At 65.6% G+C, this 24,300-nt stretch carries 20 protein-coding genes and 1 pseudogene; 18 read left to right on the forward strand and 3 right to left on the reverse strand.

What is annotated here, in order from left to right; translation table 11 throughout:
• Nucleotides 1-67: 67 nt before the first annotated feature.
• The 18 genes and pseudogenes from JQX08_RS15240 to cobA all read left to right on the forward strand — a co-directional run bounded on the left by JQX08_RS15240 (nt 68) and on the right by cobA (nt 21,741).
• Complete coding sequence (locus JQX08_RS15240; protein WP_205349247.1) at nt 68-277, forward strand: YgdI/YgdR family lipoprotein; 210 nt, start codon at nt 68-70, stop codon at nt 275-277.
• A gap of 186 nt (nt 278-463) precedes the next feature.
• Nucleotides 464-1,687, forward strand: coding sequence for a CmpA/NrtA family ABC transporter substrate-binding protein (locus tag JQX08_RS15245; RefSeq protein WP_205349248.1), 1,224 nt, complete (start codon nt 464-466; stop codon nt 1,685-1,687).
• A complete protein-coding gene (locus JQX08_RS15250; protein ID WP_205349249.1) occupies nt 1,681-2,265 on the forward strand; it encodes an ANTAR domain-containing response regulator in 585 nt (194 codons plus the stop codon). The genes JQX08_RS15245 and JQX08_RS15250 overlap by 7 nt, the downstream gene beginning before the upstream one ends.
• Before the next feature lie 137 nt (nt 2,266-2,402).
• On the forward strand, nt 2,403-3,641 hold the full coding sequence (alaC, locus tag JQX08_RS15255) for an alanine transaminase (RefSeq protein WP_205349250.1): 1,239 nt from the start codon (nt 2,403-2,405) through the stop codon (nt 3,639-3,641).
• A 179-nt stretch (nt 3,642-3,820) separates the two neighbouring features.
• On the forward strand, nt 3,821-5,119 hold the full coding sequence (locus tag JQX08_RS15260; RefSeq protein ID WP_205349251.1) for a PQQ-dependent sugar dehydrogenase: 1,299 nt from the start codon (nt 3,821-3,823) through the stop codon (nt 5,117-5,119).
• Nucleotides 5,120-5,122: 3 nt separating this feature from the next.
• Nucleotides 5,123-7,195 (forward strand): TonB-dependent receptor family protein, encoded by a 2,073-nt coding sequence (locus tag JQX08_RS15265; protein ID WP_205349252.1) that lies wholly within the window; start codon nt 5,123-5,125, stop codon nt 7,193-7,195.
• A 129-nt stretch (nt 7,196-7,324) separates the two neighbouring features.
• Nucleotides 7,325-8,014, forward strand: a complete 690-nt coding sequence (locus JQX08_RS15270; protein ID WP_205349253.1) for a polysaccharide lyase family 7 protein — start codon at nt 7,325-7,327, stop codon at nt 8,012-8,014.
• Between the two features lie 102 nt (nt 8,015-8,116).
• The gene (locus JQX08_RS15275; protein WP_205349254.1) at nt 8,117-8,545 is read left to right on the forward strand and encodes a thioesterase family protein; all 429 of its coding nucleotides are present in this window, start codon (nt 8,117-8,119) and stop codon (nt 8,543-8,545) included.
• Nucleotides 8,546-9,005: 460 nt separating this feature from the next.
• Nucleotides 9,006-9,674, forward strand: coding sequence for a hypothetical protein (locus JQX08_RS15280; protein WP_205349255.1), 669 nt, complete (start codon nt 9,006-9,008; stop codon nt 9,672-9,674).
• A 444-nt stretch (nt 9,675-10,118) separates the two neighbouring features.
• Nucleotides 10,119-11,330, forward strand: coding sequence for a NarK family nitrate/nitrite MFS transporter (locus JQX08_RS15285; protein WP_205349256.1), 1,212 nt, complete (start codon nt 10,119-10,121; stop codon nt 11,328-11,330).
• A 183-nt stretch (nt 11,331-11,513) separates the two neighbouring features.
• Nucleotides 11,514-13,181, forward strand: coding sequence for a bifunctional protein-serine/threonine kinase/phosphatase (locus JQX08_RS15290; protein ID WP_205349257.1), 1,668 nt, complete (start codon nt 11,514-11,516; stop codon nt 13,179-13,181).
• A gap of 94 nt (nt 13,182-13,275) precedes the next feature.
• Complete coding sequence (locus JQX08_RS15295) at nt 13,276-14,415, forward strand: ABC transporter permease (protein ID WP_205349258.1); 1,140 nt, start codon at nt 13,276-13,278, stop codon at nt 14,413-14,415.
• Complete coding sequence (locus JQX08_RS15300) at nt 14,412-15,194, forward strand: ABC transporter ATP-binding protein (RefSeq protein WP_430472538.1); 783 nt, start codon at nt 14,412-14,414, stop codon at nt 15,192-15,194. The genes JQX08_RS15295 and JQX08_RS15300 overlap by 4 nt, the downstream gene beginning before the upstream one ends.
• Nucleotides 15,194-16,132, forward strand: a complete 939-nt coding sequence (locus JQX08_RS15305) for an MlaD family protein (protein WP_205349259.1) — start codon at nt 15,194-15,196, stop codon at nt 16,130-16,132. Before JQX08_RS15300 ends, JQX08_RS15305 begins: the two co-directional genes overlap by 1 nt.
• Nucleotides 16,129-16,743, forward strand: coding sequence for an ABC-type transport auxiliary lipoprotein family protein (locus JQX08_RS15310; protein ID WP_205349260.1), 615 nt, complete (start codon nt 16,129-16,131; stop codon nt 16,741-16,743). Before JQX08_RS15305 ends, JQX08_RS15310 begins: the two co-directional genes overlap by 4 nt.
• 271 nt (nt 16,744-17,014) lie before the next feature.
• Nucleotides 17,015-18,235, forward strand: a pseudogene (locus tag JQX08_RS15315) (NAD(P)/FAD-dependent oxidoreductase); the annotation flags it as partial.
• A gap of 23 nt (nt 18,236-18,258) precedes the next feature.
• Nucleotides 18,259-20,967: a nitrate reductase gene (locus tag JQX08_RS15320; protein WP_205349261.1), complete on the forward strand. Its 2,709-nt coding sequence runs from the start codon at nt 18,259-18,261 to the stop codon at nt 20,965-20,967.
• A gap of 39 nt (nt 20,968-21,006) precedes the next feature.
• Nucleotides 21,007-21,741, forward strand: coding sequence for a uroporphyrinogen-III C-methyltransferase (gene cobA, locus JQX08_RS15325; protein WP_205349262.1), 735 nt, complete (start codon nt 21,007-21,009; stop codon nt 21,739-21,741).
• A gap of 110 nt (nt 21,742-21,851) precedes the next feature.
• On the opposite strand, the gene JQX08_RS15330 is transcribed toward cobA, so the two are convergent.
• The 3 genes from JQX08_RS15330 to JQX08_RS15340 form a co-directional block, all read right to left on the reverse strand.
• Nucleotides 21,852-22,883, reverse strand: coding sequence for an OmpA family protein (locus tag JQX08_RS15330; RefSeq protein ID WP_205349263.1), 1,032 nt, complete (start codon nt 22,881-22,883; stop codon nt 21,852-21,854).
• A gap of 257 nt (nt 22,884-23,140) precedes the next feature.
• The gene (locus tag JQX08_RS15335; protein ID WP_205349264.1) at nt 23,141-23,542 is read right to left on the reverse strand and encodes an ExbD/TolR family protein; all 402 of its coding nucleotides are present in this window, start codon (nt 23,540-23,542) and stop codon (nt 23,141-23,143) included.
• 1 nt (nt 23,543) lies between these two features.
• The gene (locus tag JQX08_RS15340; protein WP_205349265.1) at nt 23,544-24,263 is read right to left on the reverse strand and encodes a MotA/TolQ/ExbB proton channel family protein; all 720 of its coding nucleotides are present in this window, start codon (nt 24,261-24,263) and stop codon (nt 23,544-23,546) included.
• Nucleotides 24,264-24,300: the final 37 nt, after the last annotated feature.

Here is a 24,300-nt window from a genome sequence, read left to right on the forward strand (position 1 = left end):
TGCAGGCGGTGCTTCAGCGACTAGCTTTCTTGGGTAGGACTTTCTTGCCCACGAGGAGTAGTACCCCATGAAGCACTGGATTCTCGCGTTCTGCTGTCTAGCCGCCCTCACCGGCTGCTCCAGCGAATACATCATCACCACCACCGACGGGCAGATGCTCACCAGCGACGACAAGCCGGAGCTGGATGAAGACACCGGCATGCTGGAGTTCGAGGACAGCGAAGGCCGCAAGCAGCAGATCCCGCAAGCCAACGTGAAGCAGATGCTCGAACGCTGAGCACACTCGCGGCACCAGAGCCCCGCTTCGGCGGGGCTTTTTTCTGCCCGCACGCTGGCACATGCCTTGCTAACTCGTTACTGCAGCTGTCTCCAAAGGCGGAACAGCACCCGACAAAGGCGTCGTTCTGGCCACCGATTTTTTGGCAGGAACGGCGTTTTTTCGTTACAGGATGGAATTGGGCACATGAGCGACCACCGCACCACCCGCGACGACACCCTGGCTTGGGTCGCCGGCAGCGACGCACCGGAAAAGAGCAGCTTGGACCTTGGCTTCATGCCGCTCACCGACTGCGCCTCGCTGGTTGTCGCAGCCACCCAGGGCTTCGCCCAACCCTACGGCCTGAACCTCAACCTGCATCGCCAGGCCTCCTGGGCCACCTTGCGCGACCGCCTGCTGAGTGGCGCGCTGGATGCCGCGCAGATGCTCTACGGCCAGGTCTACGGCACGCACCTGGGGATCGGCGGCAGCGCCACGCCGATGGCCATTCTTATGGGCCTGAGCCAGAACGGCCAGGCGATCAATCTGTCCCAAGCGTTGAAGAGCGCCGGCGTGACCAACAGTGAAGCGCTCGCCAAACACGTGCACCAGAACGGCGCCAAACTCACCTTCGCCCAGACCTTCCCCACCGGCACCCACGCCATGTGGCTCTACTACTGGCTCGCCAGCCAGGGCATTCATCCGCTCGAGGATGTCGCTACGGTGGTGGTGCCGCCCGCGCAGATGGTCGCCCACCTGCAGGCCGGACGAATCGACGGCTTCTGTGCCGGCGGCCCGTGGGGCGCGCTGGCCATCGAAGAAGGCCAGGGCTTCACCCTGGCGACCAGCCAGATGATCTGGGCCGACCATCCGGAGAAGGTCCTCGGCGTCACGCGCGCTTTCGTCGAACAGTACCCCAACACCGCCCGCGCGCTGAGCATGGCGGTACTCGAAGCCAGTCGTTTCATCGATGCCAGCGAGGCCAACAAGCGCAGCACCGCCCAACTGCTCAGCGGCAGCGATTATGTCGGCGCCTCGCTGAGCAGCATCGAGCCACGCTTCCTCGGCCACTATGCCGATGGCCTGGGCAATCGCTGGGACGATCCGCATCCGTTGCGCTTCCATGGCGATGGCGCGGTGAACATGCCCTACCTGTCCGACGGCATGTGGTTCATGACCCAATTCCGCCGCTGGGGCCTGTTGCGCAGCGACCCCGATTACCTGGGCGTGGCCGAGGACGTGCAGCAGATCGCGCTGTACCGCGACGCCGCCAGCGCGCTGGGCATCCAGGTGCCGGACGCGACGATGCGCAGCGCCACGCTGATCGACGGCAAGCACTGGGACGGCAGCGACCCCAGCGGCTACGCCCGCAGCTTCACCCTGCACGCCCTGCACGACCAGCCGCGCTCACGGAATCACGCCCCATGCTGAAAATCCTGTTGATCAACGACACCGTGAACAAGGTCGGCCGGCTCAAGGCGGCCCTGGTCGAGGCCGGCTTCGACGTCATCGACGAGTCCGGCCTGACCATCGACCTACCGGCGCGCGTCGACGCCGTGCGTCCAGACGTGGTGCTGATCGACAGCGAGTCGCCGGGGCGCGACGTCATGGAGCAGGTGGTGCTGGTCAGCCGCGACCAGCCGCGGCCGATCATCATGTTCACCGACGAGCAGGACCCCGGCGTGATGCGCCAGGCGATCCGTGCCGGGGTCAGTGCCTACATCGTCGAAGGTATCCAGGCGCAGCGCCTGAAACCAATCCTCGACGTCGCCATGGCCCGTTTCGAAAGCGACCAGGCCCTGCGCGCGGAGCTGCAAGCCCGCGATGCACAACTGGCCGAACGCAAACGCGTGGAGCACGCCAAGGGGCTGCTGATGAAGATGCGCCAGTGCAGCGAGGAAGAGGCCTACACGCTGATGCGCCGCCAAGCGATGAGCAAACAGCAGAAGCTGCTGCAGGTCGCCGACCAGATCATCTCCATGCACGAATTGCTCGGCGGCGGCGCGTAGCACGGCTGGGTGCGGCAACAAGCTGGCGGCGCCTCTCGACAGCAGCCCCCGTGCCCGCTTATCTTCGCTGCCAGGTCACACGCATGTGACCAACGTCGCTCGGACGGTTCCGGGCGCTTACGTACCTCGAGGAAAGCATGGCTGACCAGCCTTCGCGCCGCTTTGCGCGCATCGATCGTCTCCCCCCCTACGTTTTCAACATCACTGCAGAACTGAAGATGGCCGCCCGCCGCCGTGGCGAGGACATCATCGACCTCAGTATGGGTAACCCGGACGGCGCCACGCCGCCGCACATCGTCGAGAAACTGTGCACTGTCGCCCAACGCGAAGACACCCACGGCTACTCCACCTCGCGCGGCATTCCGCGCCTGCGCCGCGCCATCTCGCGCTGGTACGCCGAGCGCTACGACGTGGAGATCGACCCGGAAAGCGAAGCCATAGTCACCATCGGCTCCAAGGAAGGCCTGGCGCACCTGATGCTGGCCACCCTCGACCATGGCGATACCGTGTTGGTGCCCAACCCCAGCTACCCGATCCACATCTATGGCGCGGTGATCGCCGGAGCCCAGGTGCGCTCGGTGCCGCTGGTGCCCGGCGTGGACTTCTTCGCCGAGCTGGAACGGGCAATTCGCGAAAGCATTCCGAAGCCGAAGATGATGATCCTCGGCTTCCCCTCCAACCCGACCGCGCAGTGCGTCGAGCTGGACTTCTTCGAACGCGTGGTGGCCCTGGCCAAGCAGTACGACGTGCTGGTGATCCACGACCTGGCCTACGCCGACATCGTCTACGACGGCTGGAAAGCCCCGTCGATCATGCAGGTGCCGGGCGCCAAGGACATCGCCGTGGAGTTCTTCACCCTGTCGAAGAGCTACAACATGGCCGGCTGGCGGGTCGGCTTCATGGTCGGCAACAAGGAGCTGGTCAGCGCCCTGGCGCGGATCAAGAGCTACCACGACTACGGCACCTTCACCCCGCTGCAGGTCGCCGCGATCGCCGCCCTGGAAGGCGACCAGCAGTGCGTGCGCGACATCGCCGAGCAGTACCGCCAGCGCCGCAACGTGATGGTCAAAGGCCTGCACGAGATCGGCTGGATGGTCGAGAACCCCAAGGCGTCGATGTACGTCTGGGCGAAGATTCCCGAGCCCTATGCCCACCTCGGCTCGCTGGAGTTCGCCAAGAAGCTCCTGGCTGAGGCCAAGGTCTGCGTCTCGCCGGGCATCGGCTTCGGCGACTACGGTGACGACCATGTGCGCTTCGCCCTGATCGAAAACCAGGACCGCATTCGCCAGGCAATCCGCGGCATCAAGGGCATGTTCCGCGCCGATGGCCTGCTGCCGCCGGCGCCGCCGGTCAAAGGCAAGGCGCCCGCCCGCTGAGTCTCCGCTAGCCGCAGAAAAGCCCGCCTTGTGCGGGCTTTTCCGTTTTCTTGTACATGCATTTTTGGATTTGTGGACTGTGCTTTTCCCCGACGAATGGCACACTCCTCATCCGTAGTGAACCGCCCTCCTCAACCCGCTGTCCTCCTAGCAGTCCCAGCCACAAAAGGAACTTCGTGATGATCAGCCGCCTGCTCCCGCTCACCCTGCTCGCCGCCAGCCTCGCCGCCCATGGCGAAAGCGCCACCCTGTCGGTGATGGACGGCACCGGGCCGAATCCGAAGCTGCCGGAGCCGAACAAGACCCTGCTGCCCACCGTCAACATCGCCAAGGCGGTCGGCTGGGCAGAAGGTGCCGCCCCCGTGGCCGCACCCGGCACCCAGGTCAACGCGCTGGCCAAGGGCCTCGACCACCCGCGCTGGCTCTACGTGCTACCCAACGGCGACGTACTGGTGGCCGAAAGCAACGCCCCGGCGCGGGAAACCAGCGGTGTGAAGGATTGGGTCACCGGCAAGATCATGGCCAAGGCCGGCGCCGCTGTGCCCAGCGCCAACCGCATCACCCTGCTACGCGACGCCGACCACGACGGCGTGGCGGAAACCCGCAGCACCTTCCTCAAAGACCTCCACTCGCCCTTCGGCATGACCCTGGTCGGCAACGAGCTGTACGTCGCCAATGCCGACGCGCTGGTGCGCTTTCCGTACAAAGACGGCGACACCGAGATCAGCGCCGCCGCCAGCAAGGTGGTCGACCTGCCGGCCGGGCTCAACCACCACTGGACCAAGAACGTCATCGCCAGCAAGGACGGCAGCAAGCTGTACGTCACCGTCGGCTCGAACAGCAACGTCGGCGAGAACGGCATGGACATCGAGGAAGGCCGTGCGGCGATCTGGGAGATCGACCGCGCCAGCGGCACGCACCGTATCTTCGCCAGCGGCCTGCGCAACCCCAACGGCCTGGGCTGGGAACCGAGCACCGGCGTGCTGTGGACCGCCGTCAACGAACGCGACGAGATCGGCAGCGACCTGGTGCCCGACTACATCACCTCGGTGCGCGACGGCGGCTTCTACGGCTGGCCGTACAGCTACTTCGGTCAGCACGTCGACGAGCGCGTGCAGCCGCAGAAACCCGAGCTGGTCGCCAAGGCTCTGGTCCCCGACTACGCGCTCGGCCCGCACACCGCCTCGCTGGGCATCGCTTTCGCCGAAGGCACGCGTCTGCCGGCGCAGTTCCAGCAGGGCCTGTTCGTCGGCCAGCACGGCTCGTGGAACCGCGACCCGCACAGCGGCTACAAGGTGATCTTCGTGCCCTTCGTCAACGGCCAGCCGCACGGCCAGCCGGTCGATGTGCTGTCCGGCTTCCTGAATGCCGAGGACGAGGCGCAGGGCCGGCCGGTCGGCGTGGTGATCGACAAGCAAGGCGCCCTGCTGGTGGCCGATGACGTCGGCAACGTGATCTGGCGCGTCAAGGCGCAATAAACGATGCCCCGTCGCTTGCCGCTGCTGTCCAGTCTGCTGATCGCTCCCTTCGCCACTGCAGCTAGCGGCGTCGACCTGCAACCGCTGGTGGTCAGTGGCTCGCGCAGCGAGGCGGCCGGCTTCGACCTGCCGTTCTCGGTCGACAGTCTCGACCGCCGGCAGATCAGCGAAGGCCAGCCGGGCATCAACGCCTCGGAGGTGCTGCAGCGGGTCCCCGGCCTGGTGGTGCAGAACCGTCAGAACTACGCCCAGGACCTGCAGATCTCCTCGCGCGGCTTCGGCGCGCGCTCGACCTTCGGGGTACGCGGCATCAAGCTGATCGCCGACGGCATTCCGGCCAGCACTCCGGACGGCCAGGGCCAGGCGGCGACCTTCAACCTCGACACCGCCGAGCGCATCGAAGTGCTGCGTGGGCCGATGGCCACGCTGTACGGCAGCAACGCCGGCGGCGTGATCCAGGTGTTCTCGCGCGACGGTGCAGGACCGCCGCAGGTCTCGGCCGGCAGCGCGCTCGGCAGCGATGGGCTGCGCCGCGAGCGCCTCGGCGCGCAAGGCGGCAACGAACAGGCCGGCTTCCTGATCGACAGTTCCCGGCTGGATACCGACGGCTACCGCGACCACAGCAGCGCACGCCGCGAACAGAACTTCGCCAAGCTGCACGTCAAACCCGACGCCGACAGTCGCCTGGCGCTGATCTACAGCGACCTCAACCAACAGAGCGACGATCCACTGGGGCTCAGCTGGGACGCTTACCGCGCCGACCCGCGCTCGGTGGCGCCGGTCGCCCTGCAGTTCAACACACGCAAGAGCATCGACCACCGTCAGCTGGGCCTCAACTACGAGCGCGACGTCGGCGCCGCGCGCCTGCAGAGCACGCTGTACGCCGGCACGCGGCGCGTCGTGCAGTACCAGTCGATTCCCCGCGCGGTGCAGCTGGCCTCCGCCACCCACGCCGGCGGCGTGATCGACTTCGATCGCGACTTCTACGGCGGCAGCCTGCGCTGGCTGCAACCGGTCGAGGCGCTGCCGGGCGAGTTCGAGTGGGTGCTCGGCCTCGACTACGACGTCAGCGAGGACGACCGTCAGGGCTACGAGAACTTCGTCGGTACGCAGCTGGGCGTAAAGGGCCGCCTACGCCGCGACGAGATCGACACCGTCAGCAGCCTCGACCCCTATCTGCAGGCCAACTGGCGGCTGGGCGACTGGACGCTGCAGGCCGGGCTGCGGCACAACCGCGTCGAAGCGGAAGTGGACGATCGCTTCCTCGCCAATGGCGACGACAGCGGCAGCCGCACCTATCAGCGCAACACCCCGGCGCTCGGCGTGATGTACGCCTTCACCCCCGAGCTGCACGGCTATATGAGTGCAGGCAAGGGCTTCGAAACCCCGACCATGACCGAGCTGGCCTACTCGCCCGGCGCCGGGGGTTTCAACCTCGGCCTCGATCCGTCGACCAGCACCCAATACGAGATCGGCCTCAAGGCGCGGCTCGGCGCCGGCACGCGGCTCAACGCCGCACTGTTCGAGATCCATACCGACGACGAGCTGGTGGTCGCCTCCGCCGAGGGCGGGCGCACCACCTACCAGAATGCCGCGCGCACCCTGCGCCAGGGCCTCGAACTGTCGCTGGACAGCCAGCTGAACGAGCACTGGCGGGCCAATCTCGCCTACACGCGGCTGTCCGCCACCTATGACGACGACTTCGTCAGCAATGGCCAGACCATTCCGAAAGGCCGCCACCTGCCCGGCGTGCCCGGCACCACGGTGTACGGCGAACTGGCCTGGCAGCCGCGCCAGGGTTTCAGCAGTGCGCTCGAGGGGTTGTACCGCAGCCAGGTGTACGTCGACGACAGCAATCAGGCCAAACCGGCGCCCAGCTACGCGGTGTTCAACTGGCGCGCGCGCTTCGAGCAGCAACTCGATCACTGGACCTTCGGCCAGACCCTGCGCCTCGACAACCTGCTCGACCGCGAGTACATCGGCTCAGTGATCGTCGCCGACGGCAATGGCCGCTACTACGAACCCGCGCCGGGTCGTAACTGGTACGCCGGCGCGGACCTCGCCTACCGCTTCTGATCGGCCGAACCGCCATCAACAGCGTCTAGCACGGGCATCCTGCCAGTACCCATTCGTCAGTCCATTTTGAACTTGCCGGCCTGCTGCCGACCGAACGCAGGCTTTTTCATGTTCGAGAAGGAACTTTCAGTGATCGATCTCAGCACCTGGGTCCTCAGCGTCCCCACTCAGACCACCATCACCGACGTCAGCACCGCGCGCCTCAACAACGGCTACCAGAGCCAGTACTTTCGCCAAAACTCGGACGGCAGCGTGACCTTCTGGGCCCCGGTGACCGGCGGCCACAGCGAAGATGCCGTCTACCCGCGCAGCGAGCTGCGCGAGAGCCAGGCCGACGGCAGCCTGAGCAACTGGCCCTACGCGCAGGCTGACAACTACCTCAGCGCCGTGCTGACCGTCACCCAGGTGCCGAGCAAGAACAAGATCGTCATCGGCCAGATTCACAGCAAGGACCAGCCCGGCAGCCAGAACGATCCGCTGCTCAAGCTGCAGTACCACTACCGCAATGGCGTCGGGCGCATCGAAGCGCTGCTGCGCAAGCGCCCCGGTGACAAGACCGTGCAGAACATCCTGATCGCCGAGAACATCCAGCTCGGCGAGCGCTTCGGCTACGACATCCGCCTGACGCCAACCGGCAAGCTCGGCATCAGCGTGACCAGCAGCGGTGGCGACAAGGGCTCGCACTACCAGCCGATCAGCGCCTACTGGAGCAAGCAGCTGCTCTACTTCAAGGCCGGCGCCTATGTGCAGGACAACGCCGGGCCGAGCAACGAAGGCGGTCGCGTGACCTTCTTCTGGCTGAACGCGGTACACAAGTGAACGGGTGAGGCGGGCCCCGGCCAGCGATTCGTTCGTTTGGCCGAATCCACGGCGCCGGCGGTAACGTAGAATTGCCGCCTTTTCCTCCGTCCGAGATTGACCATGGCGCGCCTGAAGCTCGAGTTCCCCTCCGAACTGTTCATCTACACCACCACGCTGACCGTTCGGGTCACCGACATCAACGGCGCCAACCACCTGGGCAACGACTCGATGATCTCGATGATCTCCGAGGCCCGCGCGCGCTTCCTGTTCGACAAGGGCATCCGGGAAACCGGCATCATCGTCACCGACCTCGCCACCACCTACAAAGCCGAGGCGCACGCCCGCGACCAGCTGCTGTTCGAGGTCGGCGTGATGGACTTCAACAAGTACGGCGGCGACATCATCTTCCGCATCACCCGCCCGGCCGACAGCACGCTGGTGGCGATGGCCAAGTCCGGTTTCGTGTTCTTCGACTACAAGCAGGCCAAGGTCGTGGAAATCCCCGAGCAATTCCGTTCGATCTTTCCCAACGTCAACTGGCTGATCTAATCGCTGACTTGCCAGTCACGCCAAATAAGCGGCGCCAAGTTCCCTATAACCGACGAATGGTCGTCATTTTCAGAACCTGACCATGTAGCCAGCTTTTTGCGACGCTACGCCTCTAGGTCGGGGAATCGAAAAAGACCCATCCAAACAACGAACGGACAGCAAATGTCCGTTCGTCAGTTATAGCCCTTTCGTATCAGACTAAGGTCTGAACCAAAGCCCCTCTATCGACTCATAATGGCTGCCCCGGCAGGACGTATCCGCGATTTGCCGAGGCACCCCCGTTGGATTTCCAGCCAACCACCGCAGACCGTACCCATCGGGTACGCGGGATGCTTTTGCGCCGCTGGAAGGGCAAGACGCCATGCAAGAAGGATCGTTCCACGGGATCACGCACTGAAGGAGCAACGACACCAACGATGTGATTGCATCACCTGTTAACCGATAAGAAGAGGTAACTCCCATGGAGCTGTTTGAATTTGTCACTTCCCTGCTCAAGCAGGAAGTCACCATGGAGCTAACGCGAATGGGCGTGATCTATGCCCACCTGATTGCTTGCTGTGTCGCCATCGGCATGGTCATCGTGAGTGATGTCGCGATGCTCAAGAACCTGCTGTCCAGCGCCCCGGCCAAACCTCAGGACAGCGAACACCTGGAACAACTCAAACGCGTCGTGGCCTGGGCCCTTGGCGCCCTGTGGATTACCGGCTTCCTGGTGATCGCCATCGATGTCTCCAGCAAGGGCATGGAATATTTCCTCAATCCCAAGCTGCAGGCGAAACTGCTGATTGTCGGTCTGCTCACCGTCAACGGCTTCGTGCTCCACCACTTCGTGATGCCCGCCATGCAGAAGGCCGGCTGCATCCTCAAGCTGGAAGCCAACGCGAAAACCCTCGCGGTATTCGCCGGCACCGTGTCCGCCGTGTCCTGGCTGTATGCCGCCATGCTCGGTGTTGGCAAGCCGCTGGCCTGGAAGTACACCCTCGGCGAGCTGATGATCGCCTACCCGCTGCTGATCGCTGCCGGCTTCACCGTGACCCTGCTGCTGATCGACTGGAAAACCTACCGCGACAAGCAGCCGCGTCGCGCCGTACCGGCCTACGCCGGCATCATCGCCCTCAATCAGCGCTAAGCGCGCATCCCGCGGACAAGGACGTCCCGGCGCCCGCCCCATCAGGGCGCAAGCGCGGTGCACAGCGCTCCGTTTTGCACCAGCCGCACCCCGCCAAACCCGCTAACTCGCTGATTCTAAAGCCCCGCTCGACTTGGCCCAGCTCTTGCTGAAGAGACTGCGCAGGTAGCCAACGGCGGTTGCCTCCACCCACGACAAAGACGTCGCCCCACCCTTCGCCCATGGCGGACAGGTGCTGCGGCGTTTTTTCGTTTTGGCCCCGGGTTCCGGGGCTGGTGGAGCGGCCGCGATCCGGCGCTCCGCTGGTAACTCCTTTCAACCTGCTGTGGCCTCGGCCACAGGGCGACGTGTCACGAGCACGGAGCCTTCCGCCCGGTTGTCGCCAACGTGCCCACGACACGGCAGCGACAACCGAGCGGGCCCTACCAACGGATGAGGTGTGAGATGACTACGAGTTTCTGGAAAGCCGGGCACACGCCCACCCTATTTGCCGCCTTCCTCTATTTCGACCTGAGTTTCATGGTCTGGTACGTGCTCGGCCCGCTCGGCGTGCAGATCGCCACCGACCTCGGCCTGACCACCCAGCAGCGCGCCATGATGGTCGCCACACCGATCCTCGCTGGCGCCGTGCTGCGCTTCCTGATGGGCCTGCTGGCGGACCGTACCTCGCCAAAGAGCGCCGGCATCCTCGGCCAGGTGATCGTCATCGGCGCCCTGTTCGTCGCCTGGCAACTGGGCATCCACAGCTATGAGCAGGCCCTGCTACTCGGCCTGTTCCTCGGCTTCGCCGGCGCTTCGTTCGCCGTCGCCCTGCCGCTCGCCTCGCAGTGGTACCCGCCGCAGCACCAGGGCAAGGCACTCGGCATCGCCGGCGCCGGCAATTCCGGCACCGTGCTCGCCGCGCTGTTCGCGCCCGGCCTGGCCGCCGCGTTCGGCTGGAACAACGTGTTCGGCCTGGCGCTGATTCCGCTGCTGGCGACCCTGATCATCTTCATCGCCGCGGCGAAGAACGCCCCGGAACGGCCGGCGCCGAAGTCGCTCGCCGACTACCTGAAGGCGCTCGGCGACCGTGACAGCTGGTGGTTCATGTTCTTCTACAGCGTGACCTTCGGCGGCTTCCTCGGCCTGGCCAGCACCCTGCCCGGCTACTTCCATGACCAGTACGGCTTGGCGCCAGTGGTCGCCGGCTACTACACCGCCGCCTGCGTGTTCGCCGGCAGCCTGATGCGCCCGCTGGGCGGTGCCTTCGCCGATCGCATCGGCGGTATCCGCAGCCTACTGGTGGTCTACACCGTGGCGGCCATCTGCATCGCCGCGGTCGGCTTCCACATCGCCAGTGCCACCGTGGCGCTCGGCCTGTTCGTGGTCGCCATGCTCAGCCTGGGCGCTGGTAACGGCGCGGTGTTCCAACTGGTGCCGCAGCGCTTCCGCAAGGAAATCGGCGTGATGACCGGGCTGATCGGCATGGCCGGCGGCATCGGCGGCTTCTGCCTGACCGCCGGGCTCGGCGCGATCAAGCAGCACACCGGCGACTACCAGCTCGGCCTGTGGCTGTTCGCCAGCCTCGGCGTGATCGCCTGGTTCGGCCTGCATGGCGTCAAGCAACGCTGGCGCACCACCTGGGGCAGCGCCGCAGTCACCGCCGCGCGCGTCTGAGCCACACGCAGGACGGGATGAGGAACGTAGCGACGCTACCCATCGGGCTGCGGCGATGCGTGTAGCGATGCTCAACCCATCCTGCGGTCGAACCAATGCGTAGGAGCGCATTCATTCGCGACACCGGCACTCAGGAGTTGCCCGGCGTCGCGAATGAACCGCTCCTACAGAAGGATGTGCGGCATGACCTTGCAACTCAGTTTCGGTGAAGCCAGCGCCACCGGCCCGCGCGCGGAGAACCAGGACGCCCTGCGCGTTGTCACCCCGGCACCGGCGCTGGCGGCCAGCAAGGGCTACCTGTTCGCCCTCGCCGACGGCGTCAGCCAGTGCGCCGACGGCGGCCTCGCCGCGCGCGCCACCCTGCAGGCGCTGGCCCTCGATTACTACGCCACCCCGGAAACCTGGGCGGTGGCGCAATCCCTGGAACGTCTGCTGCTCGCCCACAACCGCTGGCTGCGTGCCAACGGCGGCGGCCAGCCCTTGCTCACCACGCTGACCGCGCTGGTCCTTCGCGGTCGGCGCTTCACCCTCGCCCACGTCGGCGACTGTCGCGCCTACCGCTGGCAAGCCGGCCAGCTCGAGCGTCTCAGCGAAGATCACGTCTGGGACCAGCCGGGCATGCAGCACGTGCTCAAGCGCGCGCTCGGCCTGGACCAGCACCTGGTGGTCGATTATCTCGACGGCGAACTGCGCCCCGGCGAACGCTTCCTGCTGGTCAGCGACGGCGTCTGGGCCACCCTCGGCGATACCGCCATCCAGCGCATCCTCGAGGACGCCGAAGCGCCGGAGGCGATCTGCCAGGCGCTGGTCAGCGCCGCGCACCTGGCCGGCGGGCAAGACAACGCCAGCGCGCTGCTGGTGCAAGTGGGCGACCTGCCGGAAAGCGCCCTCAGCGATACCCTGGCACAACTTGACCACTGGCCACTGCCGCCCAAGCTGCGCGACGGCCAGGCGTTCGAAGGCTGGCAGGTCGAACGCCTTCACAACGAGAGCCGCCAGTCGCTGGTCTACCGCGTGCGCGACGCCCAGGAGCGGCGCTGGCTGCTGAAAACCCTGCCGGCCAGCCGCACCGACGACGCCTTGGCCGCGCCGGCACTGCTGCTCGAAGAATGGTTCCTGCGCCGCGTGGCCGGGCGCCACTTCCCGGAAGTTCACTCGCTGCCGCAGCGCCAGCACCTCTACTATGTGCAGCGCGAGTACCCCGGCCAGACGCTCGCCGAGCACCTGCGCCTGAACGGCCCGCTGGCCCTGCCGGAGTGGCTGGACGTCGCCCCGCGGCTGCTCAAGGCGCTCGGCATGCTGCACCGTCGCAACATCCTGCACCGCGACATCAAACCGGAAAACCTGCTGTGGGGCGACGACGGCGAGCTGCGCGTACTCGACTTCGGCCTCGCCTACTGCCCCGGCCTGTCCCAGGACGAAGCCCACAGCCTGCCCGGCACGCCCAGCTACATCGCCCCGGAAGCCTTCAGCGGCGCCGCGCCGAATGCCCAACAGGACCTCTACGCCGCCGGCGTGACGCTCTATCACCTGCTCACCGGGCACTATCCACACGGCGAGATCGAAGCCTTCCAGCACCCGCGCTTCGGCCAGCCGACACCGGCCAGCCGCTACCGCCCGGACCTGCCGAGCTGGCTCGACGACTGCCTGAAACGCGCCGTCGCCGCCGACCCCGCCGAGCGCTTCGAAACCGCCGAGGAATGGCTGCTGCGCCTCGAGCAGGGCGAGCGCCAGGCCCTGGCGCAACGCCCGCGCCCGTTGCTGGAACGCGAGCCGCTGAAGGTCTGGCGCGGGGTGGCGCTGGCATCGCTGCTGCTCAACCTGGTGCTGGTACTCTGTCTGCTGCACTGAAGGCTGCGGCGATGCGTCTGACTTGCGCGATCGAGGCAAGTCGACCAGATTCTCAGCAGCCCTTTTTCTTGTCCGCGCAGACAGTAGGAAGTCCATGTCGGAAGTCGGCAGCATCGCCCTGGAAGACTCGGTGTCACCACCACGCCTGAGTGTGCGCGGCGACTGGACCCTCAAGCACTACAACCAGCTGGCCGCCGAACTCGAACAACTGCCCCAGGGCGACCAGGCGGCGCAGCGGCAGATCGATCTCAGCGCGCTAGGCCAGCTGGACACCGCCGGCGCCGCGCTGCTCGGCCGCTGGCTCGGTGAAGCGCGCTTGCTCGAACTGGCCCAGCAGACCCCCAACCTACCGCAGGAACGCGTCGCCCTGCTGCGCACCGTGGCTGAAGCGCTGCCCGATTGCCCACCGACGCCCGGCGCTGCCGCTGGCCCGGCGCACCTCGAAGTGCTTGAAGAGGTCGGCATCACCGTCGAGGGCGTGTGGAAGCAGTTGCGCGCCCTCCTCGGCTTTATCGGCCTGACCCTGGAAAGCCTGCTGCGCAGCCTGCTGCAGCCCCGCCAGTGGCGCATCACCTCGCTGGTCGCGCACATCGAACAGACTGGCCTGAATGCCATCCCGATCATCATGCTGCTGACCTTCATGGTCGGCGCTGTGGTGGCGTTCCTCGGCGCCACGGTGCTGGCCAACTTCGGCGCGACCATCTACACCGTGCACCTGGTAGCGTTCTCCTTCCTGCGCGAGTTCGGCGTGCTGCTCACCGCGATCCTCATGGCCGGCCGCACCGCCAGCGCCTTTACCGCGCAGATCGGCTCGATGAAAGCCAACGAGGAAATCGACGCGATCCGAGTGCTCGGTCTCGACCCCATGGCGTTGCTGGTGCTGCCGCGCATGCTGGCGATGATGATCAGCCTGCCGATCCTCACCTTCATCGCCATGCTCTGCGGGATTGCCGGCGGCGCGGTGGTCAGCACCCTGCTGCTCGACATCTCACCGGCCATGTTCCTGCATGTGCTGCAGACCGAGATTCCGGTGCGGCACTTCTTCATCGGCCTGGTCAAGGCGCCGTTCTTCGCCTTCATCATCGCCATCATCGGCTGCCTGGAAGGCTTCAAATCCGGCGGCAGCGCCAAGTCGGTGGGCGACCACACCACCTCCAGCGTGGTCCAGTCGATCTTCGTGGTGATCCTCCTCGATGCGGTGGCGGCGATGTTCTTCATGGAGATGGGCTGGTGAGCGGCGAAGCGCTGGTCGAAGTACGCGGCCTGGTCAACCGCTTCGGCCCGCAGGTGGTACACGAGAACCTCGACCTGGACATCCGTCGCGGCGAGATTCTCGGCGTGGTCGGCGGTTCCGGGACCGGCAAATCGGTGCTGCTGCGCAGCATCGTCGGCCTGTTGCGCCCAGCCGCCGGCAACATCCAGGTGTTCGGCGAAAGCCTGCTGGATGCGCCGCCCGAACGCCGCTCGCAGATCGAGCGGCGCTTCGGTGTGCTGTTCCAGCGCGGCGCGCTGTTCTCCTCGCTGACGGTAATCGAGAACATCGCGCTGCCGCTGATCGAGCACGCCGGCCTCGCGCGGCCAGATGCGGAGCGCCTGGCTCGCGTCAAAGTCGGCCTCGCCGGGCTGCCCGCCGACGCCGGCGACAAGTACCCGGACTCGCTGTCGGGCGGCATGATCAAGCGCGCCGCGCTGGCCCGGGCAATTGCCCTCGACCCGGAAATCCTGTTCCTCGACGAACCCACCGCCGGCCTCGACCCGATCGGCGCGGCGGCCTTCGACCAACTGATCCTCACCCTGCGCGATGCGCTGGGCCTCAGCGTGTTTCTGGTCACCCACGACCTCGACACGCTGTACAGCATCTGCGACCGGGTCGCTGTGCTGTCGCAGAAACGCGTACTGGTCGCCGACACCCTGGCGGTGGTCGAAGACACCGACGACGCCTGGATACGCGAATACTTTCACGGCCCACGCGGCCGCGCGGCGCAAAACGCTGCAAACCGGGAGAAAGCCTGATGGAAACCCGTGCGCATCATGTGCTGATCGGCCTGTTCACCGTGCTGGCGGTGGGCAGCGCGCTGCTGTTCGCCCTGTGGATGGGCAAGTCCAGCGTCGACCGCGAATTCAAGCTGTATGACGTAGTGTTCAAGGAGGCGGTCAGCGGCCTGTCCGTCGGCAGCAGCGTGCAGTACAGCGGCATCAAGGTCGGCGACGTGATCCGCCTGCGCCTCGATCCCAAGGACCCACGTCAGGTCCAGGCGCGCATCCGCGTGGCCGGTGACACGCCGATCAAGGAAAACACCCGCGCGCGCCTGGCCCTGACCAGCATCACCGGCGGCTCGGTGATCCAGCTCTACGGCGGCACGCCGAAAAGCCCGTTCCTCGCCACCCAGAATGGCAACCCGGCGATCATCGTCGCCGACCCCTCGCCGCTGTCGCGTCTGCTGGCCAACGGCGAGGACATGGTCACCAACATCAACAACCTGATCGCCAATGCCAACCGCATGTTCTCCAACGAGAACATCGACCGGGTCAGCAAAACCCTCGCCAACATCGAAATGACCACCGACGCGGTTGCCGGCCAACGCAGCGAGATCCAGCAGACGCTGCGCCAGCTCGGCGAAGTCAGCCGCCAGGCCAGCGCCATGCTGCAGCAGACTGGCGAGCTAATGCGCAATACCAACGGCCTGATCGACAAGCAGGGACGCAGCGTGATGGACAGTGCGGCGCAGACCATGGCCGCGCTGGATCGCACCAGCACCAGCCTGGAACAGATGCTCAACCGCAATCAGGACGCCTTGAACGGCGGCATCCAGGGCCTCAGCGAGATCGGCCCGGCGGTGACCGAGCTGCGCAACGCCCTCGCCTCGCTGCGTCATATGACTCAGCGCCTGTCCGATAACCCGAGCAGCCTGCTGCTGGATCGCCAACAGACCAAGGAGTTTCAGCCATGACCAGCGCCCTTCTCCGCAGCCTCGGCCTGGCCTCCGCCGCGCTGCTGGCCAGCTGCTCGCTGCTGCCGGAAGCCGAAACGGTACAGACCTATCTATTGCCGCACGGCGCCAACCAGGCGCCGGCCAATCGCGGCACGGTTGCACAGTCGCTGAGCATCGGCCGCCCGCAAGCCAGCCAGCTGCTCGACAGCACGCGCATCGCCGTGGTGCCGCAAGGCAGCGAGATCAGCACCTACAAGGGCGCGCGCTGGAGCAATCCAAGTACCGCGCTGTTGCGTGACCGGCTGCTGGAAAACTTCCAGAGCGATGGCCGCTTCGCCGCGGTAAGCAGTGACGAACAGCACGCGCAGGCCGACCTGAGCCTGATCAGCAACCTGATGGCGTTCCAGAGCGAGTACGTCGACGGCAAGCCGCAGGTGGTGATCCGCCTCGACGCTCGCCTGGTGCGCGAGACCACCCAGCGCATCGTCGCCAGTCGCAGCTTCGTGGTCCGCCAACCGAGCGCGGATGTCGCGGTGCCGGCGGTGGTCGACGCCTTCGGCCAGGCCAGCGACCAGTTGTCCCGCCAGCTGATCGAGTGGACCGCCACCCAGGCCAGAACGCTGAAGTAGGCGCGCACCACAACGGCGCCGTTTCGCCTTGTTGCGGTGCACCCGCGCCGTCCTCCTTCCCCGCACCGCGCGCTCAGAGCGCGCCGTTGCTGACCCGCTGCCACTTGGCACGCCCTCTGCAATAACGACTCCGACAATCACATAAAGCGTCCCTCTCAACGGCGAGAGGGCACTTCCCGACAGAACGGGATTGGACAAAGGCGTCCTTGCTGGGTAACCGGCAAGGCGCCTTTTTTTTGTTTCCGTGATTTTTGTGCCGGAGATTCCCCGCATGAAAAAGCTCAAGTTGATTCTGATCGGTAACGGCATGGCCGGTGTGCGCACTCTCGAAGAGCTGCTCAAACTCGCGCCGGATCTCTACGACATCACCGTGTTCGGCGCCGAACCACATCCGAACTACAACCGCATCCTGCTTTCGCCGGTCCTGGCCGGCGAACAGACCTTCGACGACATCGTGCTCAACGACCTCAACTGGTATGCGGACCACGGCATCAAGCTGCTGCTCGGCCGCAAGGTGGTGCGCATCGACCGCAAGGCGCGCCGGGTAATCGCCGACGACGGCAGCGAAGCCGAGTACGACCGCCTGCTCATCGCCACCGGCTCCAACCCGTTCATCCTGCCGGTGCCGGGCAATCGTCTGGAGGGTGTGGTCGGCTACCGCGACATCGCCGACACGCAGCAGATGATGGCGACCGCCAAGACCCACAGCCACGCGGTGGTGATCGGCGGCGGCCTGCTCGGCCTGGAGGCCGCCAACGGCCTGCGCCAGCGCGGTATGCAGGTCACCGTGGTGCACCTCTCCGACTGGCTGCTCGAGCGCCAGCTGGACAAGACCGCCGGCAAACTGCTGCAGGGCGCGCTGGAGTCGCGCGGTATCCACTTCCGTCTCAATGAACAGACCGAAGAGCTGCTCGACAACGGCGACGGCCGGGTCTGCGCCGTGCAGTTCAAGAGCGGCGACGTGATCCCCGCCGACCTGGTGGTGATGGCCGCTGGCATCCGCCCGAACACCGAGCTCGCGGAACAATCCGGAATTCCCTGCAACCGCGGCATCCTGGTCAACGACACCCTGCAAACCAACGACCCGCGCATCTACGCCATCGGCGAATGCGCCAGTCATCGCGGCATCGCCTACGGCCTGGTGGCACCCCTGTTCGACCAGGCCCGGGTCTGCGCAAACCACCTCGCCCAGTTCGGTTTCGCCAGCTACAAGGGCTCGGTGACCTCGACCAAGCTCAAGGTCACCGGCATCGACCTGTTCTCCGCCGGCGACTTCATGGGCGGCGCCGGCACCGAGACCATCACCCTCTGGGACCCGATCGGCAGCGTCTACAAGAAGCTGGTGATCAAAGACGACCAACTGGTCGGCGCCTGCCTCTACGGAGACACCGTCGACGGTGGCTGGTACTTCGAGCAGGTGCGCGAGAAGGCCAACATCGCCGCGATCCGCGACTACCTGATGTTCGGCGCCGACAGCCTGGCGGGCGCCGGCCGCGCCGCCGGCAGGTACTGACAATGACCCAGACCACCGCTTCGACCTGCTGCTACTGCGGCGTCGGCTGCGGCGTGCTGATCGAACACGACGGCGAGAAGATCCTCGGCGTGCAGGGCGATCCGGCGCATCCGGCCAACTTCGGCAAGCTGTGCAGCAAGGGCTCGACCCTGCACCTGACCGGCGACCTGGATGCGCGCGGCCTGTACCCCGAGCTGCGCCTGGGCAAGGGCCTGGCCCGCGCCCGTACCGACTGGGACGGCGCCCTCGAGCACGCCGCCAATCAGTTCGCCGCCACCATTCGCGAACACGGACCGGACAGCGTGGCCTTCTACATTTCCGGCCAGCTGCTGACCGAGGACTACTACGCCTTCAACAAGCTGGCGCGTGCGCTGGTCGGCACCAACAACATCGACAGCAATTCGCGGCTGTGCATGTCCAGCGCGGTGGTCGGCTACAAGCGCAGCCTCGGCGCCGACGCGCCGCCCTGCTCCTACGAGGACATCGAGCAGACCGACTGCCTGCTGATCGCCGGCAGCAACATGGCCTACGCCCACCCGATCCTGTTCCGCCGCCTGGAAGCCGCCAAGGCGCAGCGCCCGGCCATGAAGATCATCGTCGTCGATCCACGGCGCACCGACACCGCCGAGCTGGCCGACCTGCACTTGGCGATCCTGCCCGGCACCGACGTGGCGCTGTTCCACGGCCTGCTGCACCTGTTGCTCTGGGAAGGCTGGATCGATCCGCACTTCATCGAAGCGCACACCCAGGGCTTTGCCGAGCTCAAGACCTTGGTGCGCGACTACACCCCAGCCTCGGTGGCGGCCATGTGCGGCATCGCCCAGGACGACCTGCTGCGCGCTGCGGAATGGATCGGCAAGGCGCCGAGCTTCCTGTCGCTGTGGTGCATGGGGCTCAACCAGTCGACCGCCGGCAGCGCCAAGAACAGTGCGCTGATCAACCTGCACCTGGCTACCGGACAGATCGGCAAACCGGGCGCCGGCCCGTTTTCGCTGACCGGCCAGCCCAACGCCATGGGCGGTCGTGAAACCGGTAGCCTGAGCAACCTGCTGCCCGGCCACCGCGAAGCCGCCAATCCCGAGCACCGTGGCGAAGTCGCCGGCTACTGGGGCGTCGACAGCCTGCCCGAAACGCCCGGGCTGACCGCCATCGAGCTGTTCGAGGCGGTGCGTGACGGCCGCATCAAGGCGCTGTGGATCGCCTGCACCAACCCGGCCCAGTCGTTGCCGGACCAGACCCGCGTGCGCGAGGCGTTGGCCGCCTGCCCGTTCGTGGTGGTCCAGGAAGCCTTCTTCACCACCGAGACCTGCGCCTACGCCGACCTGCTGCTGCCCGCCGCCAGTTGGGGCGAGAAGGACGGCACGGTGACCAACTCCGAGCGGCGCATCAGTCACGTGCGCCGCGCCGTGCCGGCGCCCGCCGAGGCGCGCGCGGACTGGGCGATTACTTGCGACTTCGCCCGTCGCCTGGAGCGCCAGCTGCGTCCCGGCATGCCGAGCCTGTTCGATTTCGATGGCCCGCAAGCGGTGTTTGCCGAGTTCGTGCCGCTGACTGCCAGTCGTGATCTCGATTACTCCGGCCTCAGCCATGCCCTCCTGGATGCCCAGGGACCGCAGCAGTGGCCATTCCCGACCGGCGCCCGCCAAGGCACCCCGCGCCTGTATGCCGATGGCCGCTTCCCCACCGCCGACGGCCGCGCACGGTTCATTGCCGAGGCCTATCGCGCGCCGAAGGAGCGCCGCGAACAGCGCTATCCGCTGACGCTCAACACCGGCCGACTGCGCGACCAATGGCACGGCATGAGCCGCACCGGCACCGCCGCCAGGCTGTTCGGTCATGTCGAAGAGGCGCTGCTCAGCCTCAACCCGGACGATCTGCGCCTGCGCGGCCTGCACGACGGCGACCTGGCACGCGTGCACAGCCGGCGCGGCAGCCTGGTGGTGCCGGTGCAGGCCGACAGCAACCTGCGTGCCGGCCAGGCCTACCTGCCGATGCACTGGGGCGACCGCTTCCTCAAGGGGCTCGGCACCAATGTACTGACCCTGCCGGCGTTCGATCCGCTATCCAAACAGCCAGAGCTCAAGCACGCCGGCATCGACGTCGAGAAAGTCGAGCTGCCCTGGCAGTTCTTCGCCCTGGTCGAGGGCGATGTGCAGCAGCGTTTCACCGCGCTGCGCCCGCTGTTTGAAAGTTTCGCCTACGCCAGCCTGAGCCTTACTGGCCGCGAGCGCCCGGCCGTGCTGATCAAAGCCGCCAGCGCGGAGCCGCCGGATGCCGAGCTGCTAACACGCATCGATGTGCTGCTGGGTGTCGATCAGGGCCCGGTGCTCGCCTACGACGACCCGCGGCGTGCGGTCGGCAAGCGAGTGCGCATCGAACAAGGACGCATCGTCAGCCTGCGCCTGGCCGGCGAAACCGCCGCCCGCGACTGGCTGAAGAACCTGTGGAGCGAGGGCAAGGCCGACAGCGAACTGCGCCGCTGGCTGCTTGCCCCGCTGAGCACGCCGCCGGGTTCGGCCAGTACCGCCAAGGCCGGCAAGACCCTGTGCAACTGTCTGAATGTCAGCGAAGGCGCAGTATGCGCGGGCATTGCCCGGGGCCTCGATCTCGACGGCCTGAAGCGCGAGCTGAAGTGCGGCACCAGCTGTGGCTCCTGTGTCCCGGAAATCAAACGACTGCTGGCGCAACAGCCGGTGGCGATCCCTGCATGACCGTGGGGCGCCTGCCGCCCCTGTGAGGAGATAGCGCTTATGAACGCGAAAGTCTGGCTGGTGGGCGCAGGCCCAGGTGATCCGGAATTACTGACCCTCAAGGCGGTCAAGGCGCTGCGCCAGGCCGATGTGGTGATGATCGACGACCTGGTCAATCCGGCGGTGCTGGAACATTGCCCCGACGCGCGGGTGGTGCCGGTCGGCAAGCGCGGCGGCTGCCGTTCCACCCCGCAGGCGTTCATCCATCGCCTGATGCTGCGCTATGCCCGCCAGGGCAAGTGCGTGGTGCGCCTGAAAGGCGGCGACCCGTGCATCTTCGGCCGCGGTAGCGAAGAAGCCGACTGGCTGGCCGAGCACGGCATCGAAGTAGAGCTGGTCAACGGCATCACCGCCGGCCTGGCCGGCGCGACCAACTGTGGCATTCCGCTGACCCTGCGTGGCGTCGCCCGCGGCGTGACCCTAGTGACTGCACACACTCAGGACGACAGCACCCTGAACTGGCAGGCCCTCGCCCAGGGTGGCACCACGCTGGTGGTCTACATGGGTGTGGCCAAGCTCAGCGAAGTACGTGAAAGCCTGCTGGCAGGCGGCATGCGCGCCGACATGCCAGTGGCGATGATCGAGAACGCCTCACTCCCCGAACAACGCGAATGCCGAAGCAGCCTGGCAAGCATGCAGCAGGATGCCCTGCACTTTCGCCTGCAAAGCCCGGCCATCCTGGTCATCGGCGAGGTCGCCGGCGAACAGCAACAAGCCCTGGCACTGAGCGCCTGATTTCTCCACTCCTGCGGAGTACCTCAACCGGCCCACCAGGCCGGTTCTTTTTTTCAGGCAAAGAAAAACCCGGCCGAAGCCGGGTTTCTCTGGTTAGCGACCTAGTCCAATTACTTGGGCTGGGCTTCCACGGCCGCTTCTACGCGGCGGTTGACGGCGCGCCCTTCGGCAGTAGCGTTGTCAGCCACCGGACGGGATTCGCCATAACCAACCGACTCGATGCGCTCGCCACCGACACCGTATTGGTTGACCAGCACGTCTTTGACCGCATTGGCGCGGCGCTCGGACAGTTTCTGGTTGTAGGCGTCAGTACCGACGGAGTCAGTGTGGCCTTCAACGGTGGTGGTGGTAGCCGGGTATTGCTGCATGAAGTCAGCCAGGTTTTTGATGTCGCCGTAGCTTTCTTCTTTCACTTTGGACTTGTCGAAGTCGAACTTCACGTCCAGCTCGACGCGGACGTTCTCGGCCGCTTGTGGGCAGCCATCGGCGTCAACGGTGACGTTGGCCGGGGTATCCGGGCACTTGTCGACGTTGTCGCACACGCCATCGTTGTCGCTGTCCGCGCAGACTTCGGCCACCGGCTCAGCTGGCGGAACCGGCTTGGCGCCGCCGAAGTTGAGACCGACGCCGACGCCGGCCATCCACTCGGAATCGCCGCGGTCGAAGTTGTACAGGCCATCCACGCCGCCGCGGGCGTAGAAGTGCTCGGTGAAGTAGTACTTCAGGCCGGCACCGAGGATGCCCTGGGTGGTGTGGTCACGACCGCTGGATTCCTGGCCGATGCTCTGATGGCCAACACCTGCGGAAACGTAAGGACGCAGACCTGGGCCGGGCTCACCGAAGTGGTACAGGGCGGTCAGGGCGGCGTTGTCACCCTTGATGTCCTTGTTGGTCGCATCGGTGCGGATATCGTGGTACTGCCCGTAGGACAGGGCGAGTTCGACATCTTCGGTCAGGAAGTAGCCGAGCGAACCACCGAACAGGTTACCTTCGTCTCCGTTGTACCCGCGGGTAGTGTCGGTGAAGTAACGGCTGCCGAAAATTTCTGCTTCGACTGCACCTTGGCCTTGGGCCAGCGCGCTGAGCGAAACACTTCCGATCAGTGAACCAATGACTACGGCTAAGGTGTTTTTCGCTTTCATCCTTAAAAATCCCCAGTTGGCTGTATTACGAGTTGGTGGTTACACACGTGGACTTGAACAAAAGTAGTAGACGCCTGCAGTTATCGCGAGTCGCGCTATTCAATATTTTTTGAATCCGCTAACAAATTGCAAAGTGCCACCACACAGATTAGTACTCGTGCTCTCGCCGTAAGTTCCAACATCAGTTGGGAATAAAAAAACCGCTCTTCCCCTGCCTGAAGAAGAACGGCTGAAAAACATTGTCCAGTTGTGGGCGATCAGCGTGCCGTGATCACCGCCAGCTTGGTGATGCCCGCCCGCTCTATCGAAGCCATGGCCTTGGCGACTTGGCCGTAATTCACCGTTTCATCGGCTTGAAGTTGGACGCGCAGTTCCGAGTCTTTTGCCTTCGCCGCTTCGAGATTGCTTTGCAACAAGTCCGTTTGAATCTCGTCCTTGTTGAGGAAGAACTTCCCGTCGCCGTCGATGCTGACCACCAGCGGATCTTTCTGCTCCGGCGGCGCTACCGCTTCGGTCTTCGGCAAGTTGATCGGAATCGCGTTGGTCAGCAGTGGTGCGGTGACGATGAACACCACCAGCAGCACCAGCATCACGTCGACCAGGGGCGTCACGTTGATCTCGCTGAGCACTTCGTCGCTGTCTTGTGTGGAGAAGGCCATATCAGGACGCCTCCTTCACTTTCGCCGCGCCGCTGGCCGCGCCCGCCTTGGCGGTCGGCAACTGGATCAGCTTGAAGGCACTCTTCTGCGCCAGGCTGTAGAAGTCATGGGCAAAATCGTCGAGATCGGCGGCGTTCAGCTTCAAACGGCGGAGGAAGTAGTTGTAAACCAGCACCGCAGGCACCGCGACCGCGATTCCCACGCCGGTGGCCACCAGCGCCGCGCCGATCGGTCCGGCGACGGTTTCCAGGCTCGCCGAGCCGGCCGCGCTGATGCCCTTGAGCGCTTCCATGATGCCCCACACGGTGCCGAACAGACCGATGAACGGCGAGGTCGAGCCAATCGAAGCGAGCACCGCGAGACCCGATTCCAGCGAACGACGCTCACGCTGAATCTGCTGACGCAGCGCACGTTCCAGGCGGTCCTGGTGGTTGATGGCCTGGCTCAGGTCGCCCTGGCCGTTGTCCTGGATACGGATTGCGCCGAAGCCAGCCTGCGCCACACGAGACACCGCGCCGGGCTGGGCGGTGACCAGATCAGCCGCGCCATCGAGGCTGGAAGCGCCCCAGAAGAGTTTCTGGAACTTGCGGTCCTGGCCCTTCAGACGGCCGAACTGCAGGCCCTTGAGCAGGGCCAGGCCCCAGGTGATGACGGAAAAGCCGATCAGCAGCCAGATGACCGCGTGTTCGATGGATTCGAGTGGGGATGCCAGTAGGTTCATGTCGGGCTCTCTCTAGTTCAGCAAAAGAAAATGTCGT

This window comes from Zestomonas insulae, assembly GCF_016901015.1.
In the GTDB taxonomy this organism is placed as follows: domain Bacteria; phylum Pseudomonadota; class Gammaproteobacteria; order Pseudomonadales; family Pseudomonadaceae; genus Aquipseudomonas; species Aquipseudomonas insulae.